Source organism: Inquilinus limosus MP06 (assembly GCF_000767795.1).
In the GTDB taxonomy this organism is placed as follows: domain Bacteria; phylum Pseudomonadota; class Alphaproteobacteria; order DSM-16000; family Inquilinaceae; genus Inquilinus; species Inquilinus limosus_E.
In genome coordinates this window covers 1-16,133 of the sequence record NZ_JANX01000082.1, presented here as the reverse complement: position 1 = coordinate 16,133, position 16,133 = coordinate 1, and the positions used below count along the sequence as shown (strand labels likewise).

The following is a 16,133-nucleotide window of genomic DNA, read 5'->3' as shown; positions in this document are numbered from 1 at the left end:
AGCGCCTTCTGGTTCGGCGCCTGGAAGAAGCCGAAGCCCCAGCCGCACAGCGCCATGCGCCAGCAGATGTCGAACACGCTGGGCTGCGCCGGCATCAGCGCCATCAGCACCATGCCGGCGCACAGGATGGCCAGGCCGATGCCGCCCAGCATGCCGGCGGCGTAGCGGTCGGACAGACGGCCGGCGATCGGCGCCATCACCGCCACCACCAGCGGCCAGGGCGTCATCAAGAGGCCGGTCTCGACCTCGCTGCGGCCCAGCACGGTCTGGAAGTAGAAGGGCAGCGCCACGAAGGCCAGGCCCTGGGTGGCGAAGGAGCAGGCGGCGGTGACCGCCGACAGGGCGAAGATCGGCCGCCGGAACAGGTCGAGCGGCAGCATCGGCGCCGGATGCGCCGCCTGACGGCGCAGCAGCAGCCCGCCGAAGACCAGGGCGGCCGCCAGCTCCAGCCCGACCTCGAGCGGCGACGCCTCATGCGCCGCCTCGCCGATGGCGATGATCAGCAGGCCGAAGGCGGCAGCGTTCAGCAAGGCGCTGACCGCGTCGAAGCGATGGCCCGACCGGTTGGTGTGCGGCAGGGTCGGCAGCGCCACGGCCAGGGCGACGACGCCGAGCGGCAGGTTGATCGCGAACAGCCACTGCCAGGAGGCGACGGCGAGGATGCCGGCCGCGACGGTGGGGCCGAGGGCGGAGAAGATGGCGACGATCAGCGTGTTGAAGCCGATGCCGCGGCCCAGCAGCCGGTTCGGGTAGATGAAGCGGATCAGCGCCGCGTTCACGCTCATGATGCCGCTGGCGCCGAAGCCCTGCAGCACCCGCGCCGCTGTCAGGCTGGGCAGCGACCAGGCCATGGCGCAGACCACCGAGGCGACGGTGAACAGCACCAGCCCGCCGATATAGATGGTGCGGTAGCCGATGATCTCGCCCAGCGCCGCCAGCGGCAGCAGCGAGACCACCAGCGCCAACTGGTAGGCGTTGACCACCCAGACCGAGGCGGCCGGGCTGGCCTGCAGGTCGGCGGCGATGGTCGGGAGCGCGGTGTTGGCGATGGCGATGTCCAGCACCGACATGGCGATGGCGATCGACATGGTCAGCATCGCGCCATAGCGGCGCGGCACCGGCAGCCCGTCCGGGTGCACCACCGGCGCGGCGCGCGCCGGCTTCGTCCTCATCACATCCATCTCGGCAACCTTATCCGGATCGGCGGCGGCCCCCTCCGGCGGCCGCATCATCGCGGCCAGGGGCGGCGGCGACCAATGCCGTCACGGCGTATCAGCCGGGACGATGCAATGGGGCTCGGTGCGATCGGTCGGCCGATCCGGCCTCCCGTTCCGGGCCTCAGGACTGCCAGAAGGCGGGCACGAACTCGTAGCCCTCGCCGGCCCGGCCGACATGGCCGATTCCGGGAAAGGCCAGATGCGCGCCGGCGATCAGGACGCGGTCGGCCGCGACCTGGTCCAGCACCCGCTTGCGGCTGGCGATCGCCGTCTGCTGGTCGGTGTCGAAGTTGATCGCCCAGTCCGGCCTGGCGAATTGCAGCGACGCGGCGTGGACGATGTCGCCCCAGATCAGCAGCCGGTCCGTGCCGGACGTGACCTCGACCATGCTGTGGCCCGGGGTGTGGCCCGGCGCGGCCAGGACGCGGATGCCGGGGATGATCTCGGCCTCCTTCCCGAAGCGGGTGACGCGGTCCGGCCCGGCATAGGGCTTCACCGCCGCCCGGGCCATGTGGAAGAAGGGCTGCACCCCGGCCGGGGCCTGGGACAGGATGCCGTCATCGGTCCAGAAGGCGTATTCCGCCTCGGCCACCGCCAGATGGGCCTTGCCGAACACGGCGGCGCCGGCCGGGTCGACCAGGCCGTTGGCATGGTCCGGATGCATGTGGGTCAGCACCACCAGGTCGACATCCGCCGGGTCGATGCCGGCAGCCTTGAGGTTGGCGCCGACCTTGCCGAGCGCAGGGCCCATCGCCGTGGCGGTGCCGGTGTCGATCAGCACCAGCCGGTCGCCGGTGTTGACCAGATAGGCGTTGACCGCGGTCGGGATCGCCGCGGGCGGCTGGAAGGCGCGCTGCAGCAGCGCCTCGGCCCCGGCACGGTCAGCGGCGGGAAACTGCTCGAGCGCGAGCGTCAGCATCCCGTCATTGATGCTGGTCACCTCGAAGGTTCCGACCTTGAAGCGGTAGAGGCCGGGCACGGGCCCGGCGGCGGGCACAGCCCGGGCCTGGGCGGGTCGCGGCAGGGCGTCGAGCAGCGGCAGCGCCGGGACGGCGGCAACGGCCGAGGCCAGGAAATGGCGGCGGTCGAGCGGCATGGCAGGTCTCCGGGTGAGTCGCGATGGACCGACCCCGGAAGGCTAACCGAAACGCAGCGCGAACGCAGCGGAAACGAATCAGGAGCGGCGACCGCTACGGCAGCTTGCCGGTCGGCGGATGGACGGTGCGGAAGGCGGCGACCAGGCCGGCGGCCTCGCTGCGGGTGGCCAGGCTGATCCGCGGCTTGCCCGCGGCGATGTCGCCCTTGAGGTCCCTCAGCAGCGCATCGATGCGGCCGAGCAGCTCCTCGCGCTTCAGCCCGGCCCGCTCATGCTCGACGCTGTGGTCGTCGGAGACGGTCTGGAACAGCGACCCGAGCCAGTCCACCAGCTCGTCGGCGCGGCTGAACAGCTTCTGCCGCCCATCCTCCTCATAGACGATCACCGGCTCGATCTCGGTCGCCATGGCGGGGCCCTCCCGGGAGTTGCGGCGCGCATCGCGGGGATGCCTGAATGCAACAGCGGGGCGGGGGAACGGTTCCGTCGCAGAGATCGGCGGGGGAAGATACGCCGTTCCCCTTGTTGTCATGCCCGGGCTTGACCCGGGCATCCAGAGAGCGTCGACGTCTTCTGGATTGCCGGGTCAAGCCCGGCAATGACAGGTTGGGGCAAGAGGAAAGGGCCGCTCCTACTGATCCCCCATCTTCAGGGCGGCAATGAAGGCACTCTGCGGGATCTCGACCTCGCCGAACTGGCGCATCCGCTTCTTGCCTTCCTTCTGCTTGTCCAGCAGCTTGCGCTTGCGGCTGACGTCGCCGCCATAGCATTTGGCCAGCACGTCCTTGCGCAGGGCGGAGATCGATTCGCGGGCGATCACCTTGCCGCCGATCGCCGCCTGGATGGCGATCTTGAACAGCTGCTTCGGGATCAGGTCCTTCAGCCGCTCGCACAGATGCCGGCCGCGCCGGTCGGCCTGGCTGCGATGGACGATCATGGCCAACGCGTCCACCGGCTCCTGGTTCACCAGGATCGACAGCTTCACCAGGTCGCCCTCGCGATAGCTGTCGATCTGGTAGTCGAAGCTGGCATAGCCGCGGCTGATCGACTTGAGGCGGTCGTAGAAGTCGAACACCACCTCGTTCAGCGGCAGGCGGTAGACCAGCATGGCCCGGCCGCCGACATAGGTCATCTCCACCTGCTCGCCGCGCCGCTCGGTGCACAGCTGCAGGATGCCGCCGAGATACTCGTCCGGCAGCATGATCGTGGCCTTGATCCAGGGCTCCTCGATCCGGTCGATCTGCATCACGTCCGGCATGTCGGCCGGGTTGTGCAGGTCCATCACCGACCCGTTGGTCAGGTGCAGCTTGTACACCACCGACGGCGCGGTGGTGATCAGGTCGAGGTCGAACTCCCGCTCCAGCCGCTCCTGGATGATCTCGAGATGCAGCAGGCCCAGGAAGCCGCAGCGGAAGCCGAAGCCCAGCGCCGCCGAGGTCTCGGCCTCGAAATGGAAGCTGGCATCGTTGAGGGCGAGCTTGCCCAAGGAATCGCGCAGCCGCTCGAAATCGCCGGAATCGGTCGGGAACAGGCCGCACCAGACGACCGGGACCGAGGGCTTGAAGCCGGGCAGCGGCGCGTCGGCCGGGCGGCGGTCCTCGGTGATGGTGTCGCCGACCTTGGTCTCGACGATCTCCTTGATGCCGGCGGTGACGAAGCCGACCTCGCCGGGGCCGAGCTCGCGCACCTGCACCGCTTTCGGCGTGAAGTAGCCGACGCGGTCCAGCTCGCGCGCCGCGCCCGTGGCCATGAAGCGGACCTTCTGGCCGACCTTCAGCGTGCCCTCGACCACCCGCACCAGGATGACGACGCCGAGATAGGGGTCGTACCAGCTGTCGATCAGCAGCGCCTTCAGCGGCGCGTCCGGGTCGGCCTGCTTCGGCGGCGGCAGGCGGTGGACGATCGCCTCCAGCACGTCGTCGATGCCGAGGCCGGTCTTGGCCGAGATCGGCACCGCGTCCGACGCGTCGAGGCCGATCACGTCCTCGATCTGCTGCTTCACCCGGTCGGGCTCGGCCGCCGGCAGGTCGATCTTGTTGAGGACCGGCACCACCTCGTGATTGGCGTCGATCGCCTGGTAGACATTGGCCAGGGTCTGCGCCTCGACGCCCTGCGAGGCGTCGACCACCAGCAGCGAGCCCTCGCAGGCGGCCAGCGACCGACTGACCTCATAGGCGAAGTCGACATGGCCGGGCGTGTCCATCAGGTTCAGCTGATAGGTCTCGCCGTCGCGGGCGGCATAGGTCAGGCGCACGGTCTGCGCCTTGATGGTGATGCCGCGCTCCCGCTCGATATCCATCGAATCCAGCAGCTGCGCCTTCATCTCGCGCTGCTCGATGCCGCCGCACCGCTCGATCAGCCGGTCCGCCAGGGTCGACTTGCCGTGGTCGATATGGGCGATGATCGAGAAGTTGCGGATATGATCCTGGGGAGTGCTCATCGGATGCGCCTGGAGACGTGATCGGCCCGGACCATAAGGGCAGCGGGCCCAAAGCGAAAGGGCCCGGTCGAAGCCGGGCCCGTCCGTGTCAGGATGCGGCAGGGATCAGTGCAGCTTGCCGCCGAGATCCGCGATCGCCTCGTCGAGCAGCGCCGAGCCCTTGGCCGGGTCGCCGGCGATCTGCCGGCCGACCAGGTCGCGCGCCGCCGAGACGGCGACGTTGACGGCGGTCGACCGCACCTCGGCCAGCGCCTGGGCCTCGGCCTGGGCGATGCGCTCCAGCGCCATGGCCTCGCGCCGCTTCATGGCCTCCTCGATGTCCACGGCCGCCTTCTCGCGATGGCGCTGGGCATCGTGCTTGGCCCGCTCGATGATCGCCGCGGCCTCGGCCGCCGCCTCGCGCTGGCGCGCCTGCGCCTGGGCGAGATGGCCCTCCGCCTCGCTGCGCAGCCGCTCCGCCTCGGCCAGATCCTCGCGGATCTTCTCGGTGCGCTTGTCCAGCACGCCGAGGATGGACGCGCGGGCCTTGACCGCCAGCACGATGAGGAGCACCAGCAGCGCCGCGGCGAGGATCAGCTCGACCGTCTCGGAGCCGCCATGGTCCCCGCCCTCGGCGCCTTCGGCCGCATAGGCCGCGCCGATGAACAGGTGGCTGGCGATGGTGTCGAGAACGCTCATCGGGCACCTCCCAGCGCGCCGTCGACCGCCGCGGTCACCGCGGCCTGGTCCGGCGTGGCACCGGTCAGCTTGGCGGCCAGGACACCGGCCACCTCGGTGGCGATGTCGCGGGCGTCGGCCTTGAGGTCGGCGCGGATCTTGCCGATCCGGGCCTCGGCCTCGGTGGTCCGCGTCGCCAGCTCGGCGGCGAAGGCGGCCTGGCGGCGCGCCGTCAGCTCCGCGATCTCCTGGTTCGCCGCGGCCATGGCCGCCTGGGCCTCGCCGCGGGCCTTGGCCAGCGCCGCCTCATAGGCTTGGCTGACCGCCTCGGTCTCGCCGCGCGCGGCCTCGGCACGCTCCAGGTCGCCGGCGATCTTCGCGGCGCGCTGGTCGATCGTCTCGGCCAGCCGCGGCAGCAGCCGGCGCGACAGCAGCCAGTACAGCGCGATGAAGACGATCGCGAGCCAGAAGATCTGCGACGCGAACCACTCGGGATTGAACTGTGGCATCTGACTCCCCCTGCCGGGCCGGCCCCGGGGCCGCTAGAGCTCTAGAGCTGCGGCCGGCCCATGACGTTAGGCAGCGAGACCGTCAGGCGAACAGCGAGATCAGCGCGACGATCAGCGCGAACAGCGCGATGGCTTCCGTCACGGCGAAGCCGATCCAGATGCTGGCGCCGATCTCTTCCTTGGCGGCCGGGTTGCGGGCGAGCGCGCCGATGTAGCTGGCCCACACATTGCCCACGCCGATGCCGGCGCCAATCATGCCGATCGCAGCAAGGCCCGCGCCGATGAACTTGGCAGCAGCAACGAGTTCCATGGTCTTTTCCTTTGGATGGATGGGTTGTTGGTGGAACGCAACGGTCGCGGGCTTGCGATCCGTCAGTGAAGGTGCAGCGCGTCGTGCAGGTAGACGCAGCTGAGAATGGTGAAGATGTACGCCTGCAGCACGGCGATGAAGAGCTCGAGCAGCGTCAGCGGGATCAGGAAGGCGAAGGGGATGATGCCCGCGACGCCGAGCGCCACGACAAAGCCGCCGATGACCTTCAGCAGCACGTGGCCGACCGTCATGTTGGCGAAGAGACGGACGGAGAGGCTGATCGGCCGCGACAGGTAGGAGATCAGCTCGACCGGCACCAGGATCACCGCGGTCCACAGCGGCGCGCCATGCGGGAAGAACATCCGCAGGTAGCCGGCGCCGTGCCGCGCGAAGCCGATCACCGTCACGCCCAGAAAGACCACGAAGGCCAGGGCGAAGGTGACGATGATGTGGCTGGTGAAGGTGAAGGTGCCGGGAATGATCCCGATCACGTTGCCGAACAGGATGAAGATGAAGAGCGTGAAGATGAAGGGGAAGTATCGCATCCCCTCCTTGCCCGCATTCTCGCGGATCATGTTGGCGACGAGCTCGTACAGCATCTCCGCGAAGGATTGCAGCCGGCCCGGCACCAGGGCTCGGCGGCTGCCGCCGAAGAACAGCACCGCGGAGGCGATGCCGGCGGCGATCACCATGAAGAGCGACGAGTTGGTGAAGGAGAGATCCAGGCCGCCGATGTCGACGTGCAGGATCTTTTCGATCTGGAATTGCTCGGTTGGCGACGCCACGCCTTATCTCCCGCCCCGGTTGCGCTCCGCCTGGTCGGCGGCCCGCTTCGCCTTCGCCGCCCGGTCCAGCTCGACGCCGGTCCGGTAGACATTCATCAAGCCGGCCACCGCACCCAGGATGAAGAACAGAATCAACAACCAGGGCCGTGTGCCGAGCCATTGGTCGAGACCCCAGCCGATTCCGGCGCCGACCACGATCGCGGCGAGCAGCTCCACCGCGATACGAAAGCCGGCGGCCATGCCAGCACGGCCGACATCGCGCCCATCATCCCCGCCCTTCTCGCGCCCCGCCCCCGGGAGCTTCGCCTTCGCCTGCTGGAGGCGACGGTCGAAATCCGAAAGCGGCGGCGGGTTTTGGTCGTTCTGGGTCACTTCGTCGGACACCCTTTCGGGCGGCGGCCACCCCCACCTCAAGCGGCGCGCACCTTAGTGACGCTCCGGGGTCCCGTCAAGGCGACAAAACCGGCCGCCGCCGCGGCATTCGCGCCGGGCATGGCGCCCGGCTTCCCGAGGCCCTCCGGCGACCCTGGCGGCGGCCCGCTCCGGCGGGCTAGACTCGGCCATGCTCAGCCCGCTCCTGGCCGTCGCGGCGATCCTCGCCGGCATCACCATCGTCTCGCTCGGCCAGGGCGTGTTCGCCACGCTGGTGCCGATCCGGCTGACCGAGGCCGGGCTGTCGGCCGACCGGGTCGGGCTGGTGGTCGCCGCCAGCGCCGTCGGCTTCCTGGCCGGCTGCCTGGTGGTCGGCCGGCTGATCCGGCTGGTCGGCCATATCCGCGCCTTCTCCGCCTTCGCCGCCGCCTCCTGCCTCGCCGGCCTCGCGCTGCCCTGGACCGTCGGCCTGCCCGGCTGGTTCCTGCTGCGCCTGGCCATGGGCTTCTGCTCCGCCGGGCTGTTCATGGTGGCGGAGAGCTGGCTGAACGAGCTGACGCCGCGGCATCTGCGCGGCCGTATCCTGACCAGCTACGTCGTCGTGGTGATGCTGGCGCTGGGCGCCGGCCAGGCACTGCTGACCGTGCTCGACACAGGCGACGTTCTGCCCTTCGTCCTGGCCTCGGCCGCCTTCACCCTGGCGCTGATCCCGGTGACGCTGACCCGGTCGCGCCACCCCAGCGTGCCGCACCGGATCCGGCCGATCCTGCGCAAGGCCTACCGCAACTCGCCGGTCGGCGCGATCGGCTGCGTCGTGGTCGGGTTGGTGGCGGCGACGCTGCAGGGCGTGGCCCCGGTCTGGGGCGTGCATCGCGGCTTCTCGACCGCCGAGATCGCGACGCTGATGGCCGCGACCCAGATCGGCGGCCTCTTGTGCCAATGGCCGCTGGGCTGGCTGTCGGACCGCATCGACCGGCGCTGGGTGATCCTGGGCGCGTCGCTGTGCACCATCGTCGCCGCGGTCGGCAGCATCGCCGCCGGCCCCGGCAGCTTCACCCTGCTGATCGTGCTGTTCGCGCTGTGGGGCGGCATGGCGGAGGCGATCTACCCGCTGTCGGTCGCCCATGCCAACGACCACGCCAAGCCCCAGGACTACGTGCCGCTGGCCGGCACGCTGCTGATCCTGTGGTCGGTCGGCTCCTCCGCCGGGCCCTTGGCCGCGACGGTGGCGATGGAACGGTTCGGGCCGGATGCCCTCTTCGTCTATGTCGCGGTGCTGGTCGGGGCCTTCGCCGGCTTCGTGCTGTGGCGCATGGCCCGGCGAGGCCGGGTCGCCGCCGGCGAGGCGGAGCATTTCGTGGGCCTGGCTGCCGGATCGAGCCCCGCCCCTGCCGAGCTGGACCCCCGCATCCGGCCCGAGGACGAGGCGGAGTGCGAACCGGGCTACGACGACTGCGAGGATGTGCCGGAGCCGCAGCAGAGCCGGTGATTCCCTCCCGGCCGGAACTGCTCTAGGGTCGCGGCCTCGTTTCCCGAAGGGCTCCCCATGCGCATCGCCACCTGGAACATCAACTCCGTCCGCCTGCGCCAGGAGCTGGTGCTGCGCCTGATCGACGAGGCCGCGCCCGACATCGTCTGCCTGCAGGAGACCAAGACCCCGGACCACAGCTTCCCGCACCAGCCCTTCGTCGACCGCGGCTACCGCCACATCGCGATCGCCGGGATGAAGGGCTACAACGGCGTCGCCGTGATCTCGCGCCTGCCCTTCGAGAGCCACGAGATCCGCCACTGGTGCGGCAAGGAGGATTGCCGCCACATCGCCATCCGCCTGCCGGACGGGGTCGAGGTGCACAACCTGTACATCCCGGCCGGCGGCGACATCCCGGACCCGGCGGTGAACGAGAAGTTCGCCCACAAGCTGCAGTTCCTGGACGAGATGACGGCCTGGTGGCCGCAGAACCGCACGCGGGACCAGAAGATGATCCTGGTCGGCGACCTGAACATCGCGCCCTTGGAGAACGACGTCTGGTCGCACAAGCAGCTCTTGGACGTGGTCAGCCACACCCCGATCGAGGTCGAGAAGCTGGGGGCGATGCAGTCGACCCTGGGCTGGGTCGACAGCGCCCGCACCTTCGTGCCGCCGGAGGAGAAGCTGTACACGTGGTGGAGCTACCGCGCCGCCGACTGGGAGCTGTCGAACCGCGGCCGGCGGCTGGACCATATCTGGGTCACCCCGCCTTTGGCCGGCGGCCTGAAGGCCCACCGCACCCTGCGCGAGGCCCGCGGCTGGGAGCCGAAGCCGAGCGATCACGTGCCCGTGGTGGTCGACGTCGAGGTGTGAGACCGTTTCGAAATGCTACTGGTGCGGCCGCCTGATGGCGGTTTCTGCGCTTCCGGTGCTCACGCACCAAACGTGCGCTGCGCTCCGGTTCTCGAAACTGCCACCAGCCGACTCACACCAGCGCATTTCGAAACGGTCTCTGAGGGGCGGTCCTTCAAAACCCGAGCCGTCATCCCGTGCGCGCTGCGGCACGCGGTGCTGCGGCGCAGACACGGGATCTCGCTCGGAATAGCAACGAGATCCCCGCTTTCGCGGGGATGACGAACCTGGATGGGTGGCCGAAAGCGGCCCTTACCCGATGGGCTTTCGGTACAGATAGTACCGCCCGGGCGAGACGCCGTCGGGCTCGGGCAGTTCCTCCCAGCCGGTGCCGGCGAAGCCGATATTGGCGACGACCACGCCGCCCGGCGCCAGCACCGGGCCCAGCAGCGGCGCCAGCGCCGCCGCCAGGGACCGGTTGGCGATGTCGTCGCCGGTGCCGAGATCGGCATGGATCAGCGCCATGCCCTGCGGATGCGCCGCGACGAAGCCCGGCATCGTCTCCAGCACCTCGCCCAGCACCATGCGGTCGCGCGGCGGGATGCATCCGGGATGGGCGGCGATGTGGCGATCGAACACCCAGATCGCGCGGTCCGGCAGGGATTCCCGCAGATGGTCGTAGGTGCGGCCGTTGCCGAGGCCGAGTTCCATGACGTCGCCGGGCAGGCCGGCGATCTCGCGCGCGGCCCAATCGAGGCAGGCGCGCTGCGCCTGCATCCGGCGGATGAAGCTGTCGAGGCGGCTCACGATCCGGGTCAGGCCGTCAGCCGGGCGCGGGCCGCTTCCTTGGTGGTCCGTTCGAGGCGCAGCGCCAGGACGCGCATGATCTCGATCGCCATCTGGGGAAACTCGGTGATCATGCGGAAGAACTGGTCCTTGGCGATGACGAGGGCGGTGACGTCGGTGCGCGCCTGCACCGTGGCGGTGCGCGGCACGTCGCAGAGGATGGCGATCTCGCCGACGAAGTCGTTGCGCCCGACGCCGGCGACGGTCTGCGGTCCGCCATCGGTCTCGAGCACCACATCGGCCTCACCGTCGATGATGATGAAGGCGGCGCGGCCGATCTCCCCCTGCCGGCACAGCACCTGCCCCGCGGGGAAGCGGACACGCTCGCTGGTGAAGGCGAGAAGCTTCAGCTTCGACGTGTCGATATTGGCGAAAAGCGGGATCCGCTTCAGCAATTCGACTTCTTCCGCAAGGCTCACCGATCTGTCCTCCAACTCCCTGTTTGCATTCTACTCCGCTTCCAGCAATTCGTGCAGCGCGCTGCCGTTGCGGTTCAGCGTCTGGAAGTCGCCGCGCTCGACGATGCGGCCGTGCCGCACCACGACGATGTCGGCGAACTCCCGCGCCATGCTGGGCCGATGCACGCCCCAGATCAAGCCGCGGCCGTCGCGCAGCTCGCGGATCGAGCGATGGACCCGGCTCTGCGCCACCCCGTCGAGGGCCGAGGTGGCCTCGTTCAGCAGCAGCAGGTCGGCGTTCTTGAGCAGCGCCCGGCCCAGCCCGACCTTCTGCCGCTGAACCGCCGACAGGCGGCTGCCGGCGACGCCGACCGAGAAGTCGAGCCCGACCGCGATGACGCTGTCGCGCAGCTCGACCTCGTCGACCACGGTCTGGATCAGGGTCTGCACCCGCTCCGCCGCGTCCGGCCGGCCGTAACGGATCTTGCCGAACAGGATGTTGTCCTGCAGCGATGCGGCCTCGTTGAAGCGCCCGGCGTCGAAGAACTCGATGAAGGGCCGCAGATCCGCCGGCAGCTCGGCCGCGAACACCTTGCGGGCCTCGAGCAGCCGCTGCTGCAGGTCGGCCTCGAACACGCCCAGGCGGTGCCGGGATGGCACCAGCTTGAACGGCAGCGACAGCAGGCGGGTGCGGTCGGCCGGGCGCAGCGCCGCCGTGCCCTCCTTCTTCGCCCGCATCACGATCGGCTGGAACTCCGGCAGGTCCTCCGAGCCGATGAAGCTGAACTGCTCGAAGAACTCGTGGCCGGGCGGCAGGTCGGCGAACAGTTCGACCATGGTCTCGGCCATCTGGGCGCCGACCTGGATGAACTCCTCCATCAGGCCGGTGCGCTGCAGCACCGACAGGACGTACTCGTTCTCGGCCAGCGCGTCATAGGCGAAGACCGGGCCGACCGGCGTGCCGAACAGCAGGTTCTCGGCCACCGAGGCGGAGCTGTTGAAGCGGTCGGCGTCGTACAGCTCCACCAGGTCGCCGAGGTCGCTCTCGGCCAGGATCTTGCGCACCGAGACGCGCGCGGCCAGCACCCGGTCGGCGATCTCCGGCGCCTTGTCGGGGTCGATCGTGCCGTTCAGGCCGATGCGGTAGACGTCCTGCTCCATGTCGATGGCCTGCAGGATCTCCAGCGCCTTGTCCTGCAGCGCCTCCGGCCCATCAACACCCGCAGCCTGGTAATCGATCCAGTCGGCGTTGATGTCGAAATCGGTGTTGCCCGCCGCCTGGGACGCCGCCGCCCGCCGGGCACGGCGGCGCTTCGCCGCGTCGTCCTCGTACTGCGCCTCGCGCAGCGGCCGGTGGCACAGGCCGTAATACAGGTTCTGGCGCAGCGTGCCGGTGAACATGTAGCTGTGGGCGCCGACATAGGCGATGCGCCGGCCGATCACCGACTCGCCCAGCGTCTCGTAGTCGTGCTCGCCGAGCCGGATCTTGCCGCTGGTCGGCGAGATCAGCCGCGCCATCATCAGCATCAGCTCGTCCTTGCCGACGCCGGCGCCGACCACCGCGACCAGGCCGTCGGTCGGGAAAGTGGCGGTCAGCCCCTCGATCACGGTCATGCCGCTGTCGTCGACCAGCGAGACGGCGGAGAAGCTGAGCTCCTTCGGCAGCGGTCCCTCGATCGTGTCGTCGCCGGTGATCCGCTCGACCGGCAGCAGCTCCGGCGGCTGGAACTGCTCCACCACCTGCTCGTACTTGATCCGGACATCGGCCTGGCTCTGATAATAGTCGAGCAGGTCCTTCCACGGCGAGGCCAGGTCCTTGTAGGCCGCCAGCACCGCCACCAGCGCTCCGAGCTGGATATCGCCGCGGATCACCAGCCAACCGCCGATCGAATAGAAGAAGAACGGTGTCAGCTGGTTGATGAAGTTGTTCAGGAACTTGATGAAGAACTTGCGGTTGTAGATCTCGAACCGGATGTCGTAGATCGTTCCCAGCCGGTCGGAGAAGTCCGCCAGGTGCACCGCGGTGGCGTCGTTGGCGTGCATGTCGGTGATGCCGGACACGGATTCGCCGATGCGGTCGGCCAGCTTGCGCACGGTGCGCACCCGCTCCTTGCCCAGCTGGTTCACCCGCTTCTGCAGCCGCGGGATCAGCCAGCCCTGCAGCGGGTACAGCGACACCGCCGCCGCCCCCAGGATCGGATCCTGGACGAAGATGAAGTAGATGTAGACCAGGAGCGTCCCGGTCGACCAGATCGGCTGGACGAAAGCGTCGCCGATGAAGCCGCCCAGCGGCTCGACCTCCGAGGTGATCATCGGGATCATCTCGCCCTGCGAGGTCTTGCGGAAATGCGGCAGCGGGAAGCGCAGGATCCGGCAGTACAGCTCGTAGCGCAGCCGGCGCAGCATGCGCTCGCCCAGCTTGCCCTTGTAGACGTTGATGTAGAGCTTGAAGCCGCCGTTGATGAACACCAGCGCCAGGAACAGAAACGACAGCAGCAGCAGGTATTCGATTCTGTCGAAGTGATAACCCAAAACTACCTTCGGAAAATCGCCCGCATGCTTGTCGTCGATGGCGCCGTTGACGATCTGCTTCGGCAGATCCAGAGAATAATAGACAAAAGGAAACGAAATCAGCGTGATGATGAGGATATAGACCTGCTCGCGGCTGCTGTGCCGCAAGATGAACTTGAAGATATTGGAATCCATCGCGATCCAGGTCCAGCCTCGCCGGGCATCGGCCGGACCATAGCCTGAACTTTCGATGCCGCAAAGCATGTGACGCCGGTCACCATTCGGGCAAAGGGTGCGGGTGACGGGTCCGGAGCCTTCGTGCTAAAAGCGCGCCGGACGGCAGGCGCCGTCCGCGTGCCCGTTCCGGTTCCCAGGTGACAAGGCTGCATGGCGAAGCGTACCGCTCAGGCCCGCATCCTGATCTACAGCCACGACAGCTTCGGCCTCGGCCATCTGCGCCGCTGCCGCACCATCGCGCATGCCCTGGTGGCGCGACACAGCGACCTGTCGGTGATGATTCTGTCCGGCTCGCCGATCATCGGCAGCTTCGACTTCCGCAGCCGGGTCGACTTCGTCCGCATCCCGGGCGTGATCAAGCTGCGCAACGGCGACTACACCTCGCTGTCGCTGCACATCGACATCGAGGAGACGCTGGCGATGCGCGCCTCGATCATCGAGCACACGGCGGCGATCTTCGATCCCGACCTGTTCATCGTCGACAAGGAGCCCCTGGGCCTGCGCGGCGAGGTCAAGCAGACGCTGGAGATGCTGCGCGACCGCGGCACCCGCACCGTGCTGGGCCTGCGCGACGTGATGGACGAGCCGTCGCTGCTGGCGCCGGAATGGGAGCGCAAGAACGTCGTCCCGGCGCTGGAGAGCCTGTACGACCAGCTGTGGATCTACGGGCTTCCGGAGATCTGCGACCCGCTGGAGGATATCGAGCTGCCCGAATCGGTGCGCGCCCGCATGACCTATACCGGCTATCTGCGTCGGCGGGCGCCGACCAATGTCCCGGCCGAGGCGGCGCCGCTGCGCGACCCGTACATCCTGGTCACGCCCGGCGGCGGCGGCGACGGCGAGGACCTGGTCGACTGGGTGCTGTCGGCCTATGAGCTGGACCGGTCGATGCCCTGCGCCGCGCTGATCGTGCTGGGCCCTTTCATGCAGCGCGAGCGCCAGGCCGAGTTCATGGCCCGCGCGGCGCAGCTGGACGATGTCGAGGTCATCACCTTCGACGCCCGGATCGAGCATCTGATGATCCGCGCCGCCGGCGTCGTCGCCATGGGCGGCTACAACACCTTCTGCGAGATCCTGTCCTTCGACAAGCGGGCCCTGCTGGTGCCCCGGGTGCGGCCGCGGCTGGAGCAGCATATCCGCGCCTCCCGCGCCGCCGAGCTCGGCCTGGTCAGCATGCTCGACCAGGACGGGCCCGGCGATCCCGCCGTGATGGTGCGGGCGCTGCGGGCCCTGCCCGACCAGCCGCTGCCCTCGACCCGGTTCCTGCCCGGCCTGCTGGACGGTCTCGACGCCGTCGACCGGCTGGCCATGGACGCCATCGACCCGCCTTCCACGATCCGCGCGACGGCCTGAGACAGCATGACCGAGAGAGTGCAGAGCGACGGCCTGACCGCCATCGTGGTCAAGGGCTATCCGCGGCTGTCGGAGACCTTCATCGCGCAGGAGATCCTGGGCCTGCAGCAGCTGGGCCAGCGCCAGCTGATCGTGTCGCTGCGCCATCCGACCGACACCCAGGTGCATGAGCTGAACCGCCGCATCACCGCGCCGGTGCTGTACCTGCCGGAATACCTGTACCAGGAGCAGCCGCGGGTTGCGGCGGCGCGCGACTGGGCGCGGCGCCAGCCGGGCTATGCCGCCGCCTATGCCGCCTTCCGCCGCGACTACCGCCGCGACCCGACACCGAACCGCTGGCGCCGCTTCGGCCAGGCCTGCGTGCTGGCGCAGGAGTTGCCGCCGGAGACGAGCTGGATCTACGTCCACTACCTGCACACCCCCGCCTCGGTCGGCCGCTATGCCGCGCTGATCCGCGGCCTGCCCTGGAGCGTCTCGGCCCACGCCAAGGACATCTGGACCACGCCGGAGTGGGAGCTGCGCGAGAAGCTGGCCGAGGTGCGCTGGGCCGCCACCTGCACCGCGGTCAACCACGCCTATCTGGCCAAGCTGGCGCCGGAGCCGGCGCGCGTGTCGCTGGTGCATCACGGGCTGGATTTCGGGCGCTTCCCCGACCCGATCGCCCGGCCCCGCCGCGACGGGCGCGACCCGAACGACCCGGTGCGGCTGATCTCGGTCGGCCGGGCGGTGGAGAAGAAGGGCTTCGACCGGCTGCTGGACGTCTTCGCGGCGCTGCCGCCCGCCCAGGCCTGGCACTGGACCCATATCGGCGGCGGTGCCCTCTTGTCGGAGCTGCGGACCCAGGCCAAGCGGTTGGGCCTGGCCGACCGGATCGAGTGGCGCGGCGCCCTGACCCAGGATGCGGTGCTGGCGGCGCTGCTCTCATCCGACCTGTTCGTGCTGACCGCCCGCATCGCCGCCGATGGCGATCGCGACGGGCTGCCGAACGTGCTGATGGAGGCGCAGGCGACCGGGCTGTGCTGCCTCGCCACCTCCGTCTCGGCGATCCCGGAGCTGATCCTGGACGGCGAGACCGGGGTGCTGGT

16 protein-coding genes are annotated in these 16,133 nt (G+C 69.2%); 4 read left to right on the top strand and 12 right to left on the bottom strand.

Annotation, left to right across the window (positions count from 1 at the left end):
- The 9 genes from P409_RS09410 to P409_RS40655 form a co-directional block, all read right to left on the bottom strand.
- On the bottom strand, positions 1 to 1,172 hold a 1,172-nt coding region (locus tag P409_RS09410), incomplete at its 3' end, for an MFS transporter (protein ID WP_034834668.1).
- A gap of 166 nt (positions 1,173 to 1,338) precedes the next feature.
- Positions 1,339 to 2,313 (bottom strand): MBL fold metallo-hydrolase, encoded by a 975-nt coding sequence (locus tag P409_RS09405; protein WP_034834657.1) that lies wholly within the window; start codon positions 2,311 to 2,313, stop codon positions 1,339 to 1,341.
- Positions 2,314 to 2,407: 94 nt separating this feature from the next.
- Positions 2,408 to 2,719, bottom strand: a complete 312-nt coding sequence (locus P409_RS09400; protein WP_034834655.1) for a hypothetical protein — start codon at positions 2,717 to 2,719, stop codon at positions 2,408 to 2,410.
- Between the two features lie 222 nt (positions 2,720 to 2,941).
- Positions 2,942 to 4,750 carry a translation elongation factor 4 gene (lepA, locus tag P409_RS09395; RefSeq protein ID WP_034834652.1) on the bottom strand — a complete coding sequence of 603 codons (1,809 nt, stop codon included), beginning with the start codon at positions 4,748 to 4,750 and terminating at the stop codon, positions 2,942 to 2,944.
- Positions 4,751 to 4,855: 105 nt separating this feature from the next.
- Positions 4,856 to 5,428 carry a F0F1 ATP synthase subunit B family protein gene (locus P409_RS09390; RefSeq protein ID WP_052120260.1) on the bottom strand — a complete coding sequence of 191 codons (573 nt, stop codon included), beginning with the start codon at positions 5,426 to 5,428 and terminating at the stop codon, positions 4,856 to 4,858.
- Positions 5,425 to 5,916: a F0F1 ATP synthase subunit B family protein gene (locus tag P409_RS09385; RefSeq protein WP_034834650.1), complete on the bottom strand. Its 492-nt coding sequence runs from the start codon at positions 5,914 to 5,916 to the stop codon at positions 5,425 to 5,427. The genes P409_RS09390 and P409_RS09385 overlap by 4 nt, the downstream gene beginning before the upstream one ends.
- Positions 5,917 to 5,998: 82 nt before the next feature.
- A complete protein-coding gene (locus P409_RS09380; RefSeq protein ID WP_034834648.1) occupies positions 5,999 to 6,226 on the bottom strand; it encodes an ATP synthase subunit C family protein in 228 nt (75 codons plus the stop codon).
- A 62-nt stretch (positions 6,227 to 6,288) separates the two neighbouring features.
- On the bottom strand, positions 6,289 to 7,011 hold the full coding sequence (locus P409_RS09375; RefSeq protein ID WP_034834646.1) for a F0F1 ATP synthase subunit A: 723 nt from the start codon (positions 7,009 to 7,011) through the stop codon (positions 6,289 to 6,291).
- 3 nt (positions 7,012 to 7,014) lie between these two features.
- A complete protein-coding gene (locus tag P409_RS40655; RefSeq protein WP_034834662.1) occupies positions 7,015 to 7,383 on the bottom strand; it encodes an AtpZ/AtpI family protein in 369 nt (122 codons plus the stop codon).
- A gap of 190 nt (positions 7,384 to 7,573) precedes the next feature.
- Between P409_RS40655 and P409_RS09365 the strand changes: the two genes are divergently transcribed.
- Both P409_RS09365 and xth read left to right on the top strand, forming a co-directional pair.
- The gene (locus tag P409_RS09365; protein ID WP_052120256.1) at positions 7,574 to 8,872 is read left to right on the top strand and encodes an MFS transporter; all 1,299 of its coding nucleotides are present in this window, start codon (positions 7,574 to 7,576) and stop codon (positions 8,870 to 8,872) included.
- 57 nt (positions 8,873 to 8,929) lie between these two features.
- A complete protein-coding gene (gene xth / locus P409_RS09360) occupies positions 8,930 to 9,724 on the top strand; it encodes an exodeoxyribonuclease III (protein WP_034834643.1) in 795 nt (264 codons plus the stop codon).
- A gap of 291 nt (positions 9,725 to 10,015) precedes the next feature.
- Here the strand turns inward: xth and P409_RS09355 are convergent, their stop codons facing one another.
- Genes P409_RS09355 through P409_RS09345 form a run of 3 tightly spaced genes read right to left on the bottom strand, consistent with a single transcriptional unit; the run spans position 10,016 to position 13,653 of the window.
- Positions 10,016 to 10,510: a class I SAM-dependent methyltransferase gene (locus tag P409_RS09355; RefSeq protein WP_034834641.1), complete on the bottom strand. Its 495-nt coding sequence runs from the start codon at positions 10,508 to 10,510 to the stop codon at positions 10,016 to 10,018.
- 8 nt (positions 10,511 to 10,518) lie between these two features.
- Positions 10,519 to 10,968 carry a cyclic nucleotide-binding domain-containing protein gene (locus tag P409_RS09350; protein WP_034834639.1) on the bottom strand — a complete coding sequence of 150 codons (450 nt, stop codon included), beginning with the start codon at positions 10,966 to 10,968 and terminating at the stop codon, positions 10,519 to 10,521.
- A gap of 30 nt (positions 10,969 to 10,998) precedes the next feature.
- On the bottom strand, positions 10,999 to 13,653 hold the full coding sequence (locus P409_RS09345) for an ABC transporter transmembrane domain-containing protein (protein WP_034834637.1): 2,655 nt from the start codon (positions 13,651 to 13,653) through the stop codon (positions 10,999 to 11,001).
- Between the two features lie 192 nt (positions 13,654 to 13,845).
- Between P409_RS09345 and P409_RS09340 the strand changes: the two genes are divergently transcribed.
- A complete protein-coding gene (locus P409_RS09340) occupies positions 13,846 to 15,048 on the top strand; it encodes a glycosyltransferase family protein (protein ID WP_034834635.1) in 1,203 nt (400 codons plus the stop codon).
- Between the two features lie 6 nt (positions 15,049 to 15,054).
- On the top strand, positions 15,055 to 16,133 hold a 1,079-nt coding region (locus tag P409_RS09335; protein WP_034834633.1), incomplete at its 3' end, for a glycosyltransferase family 4 protein.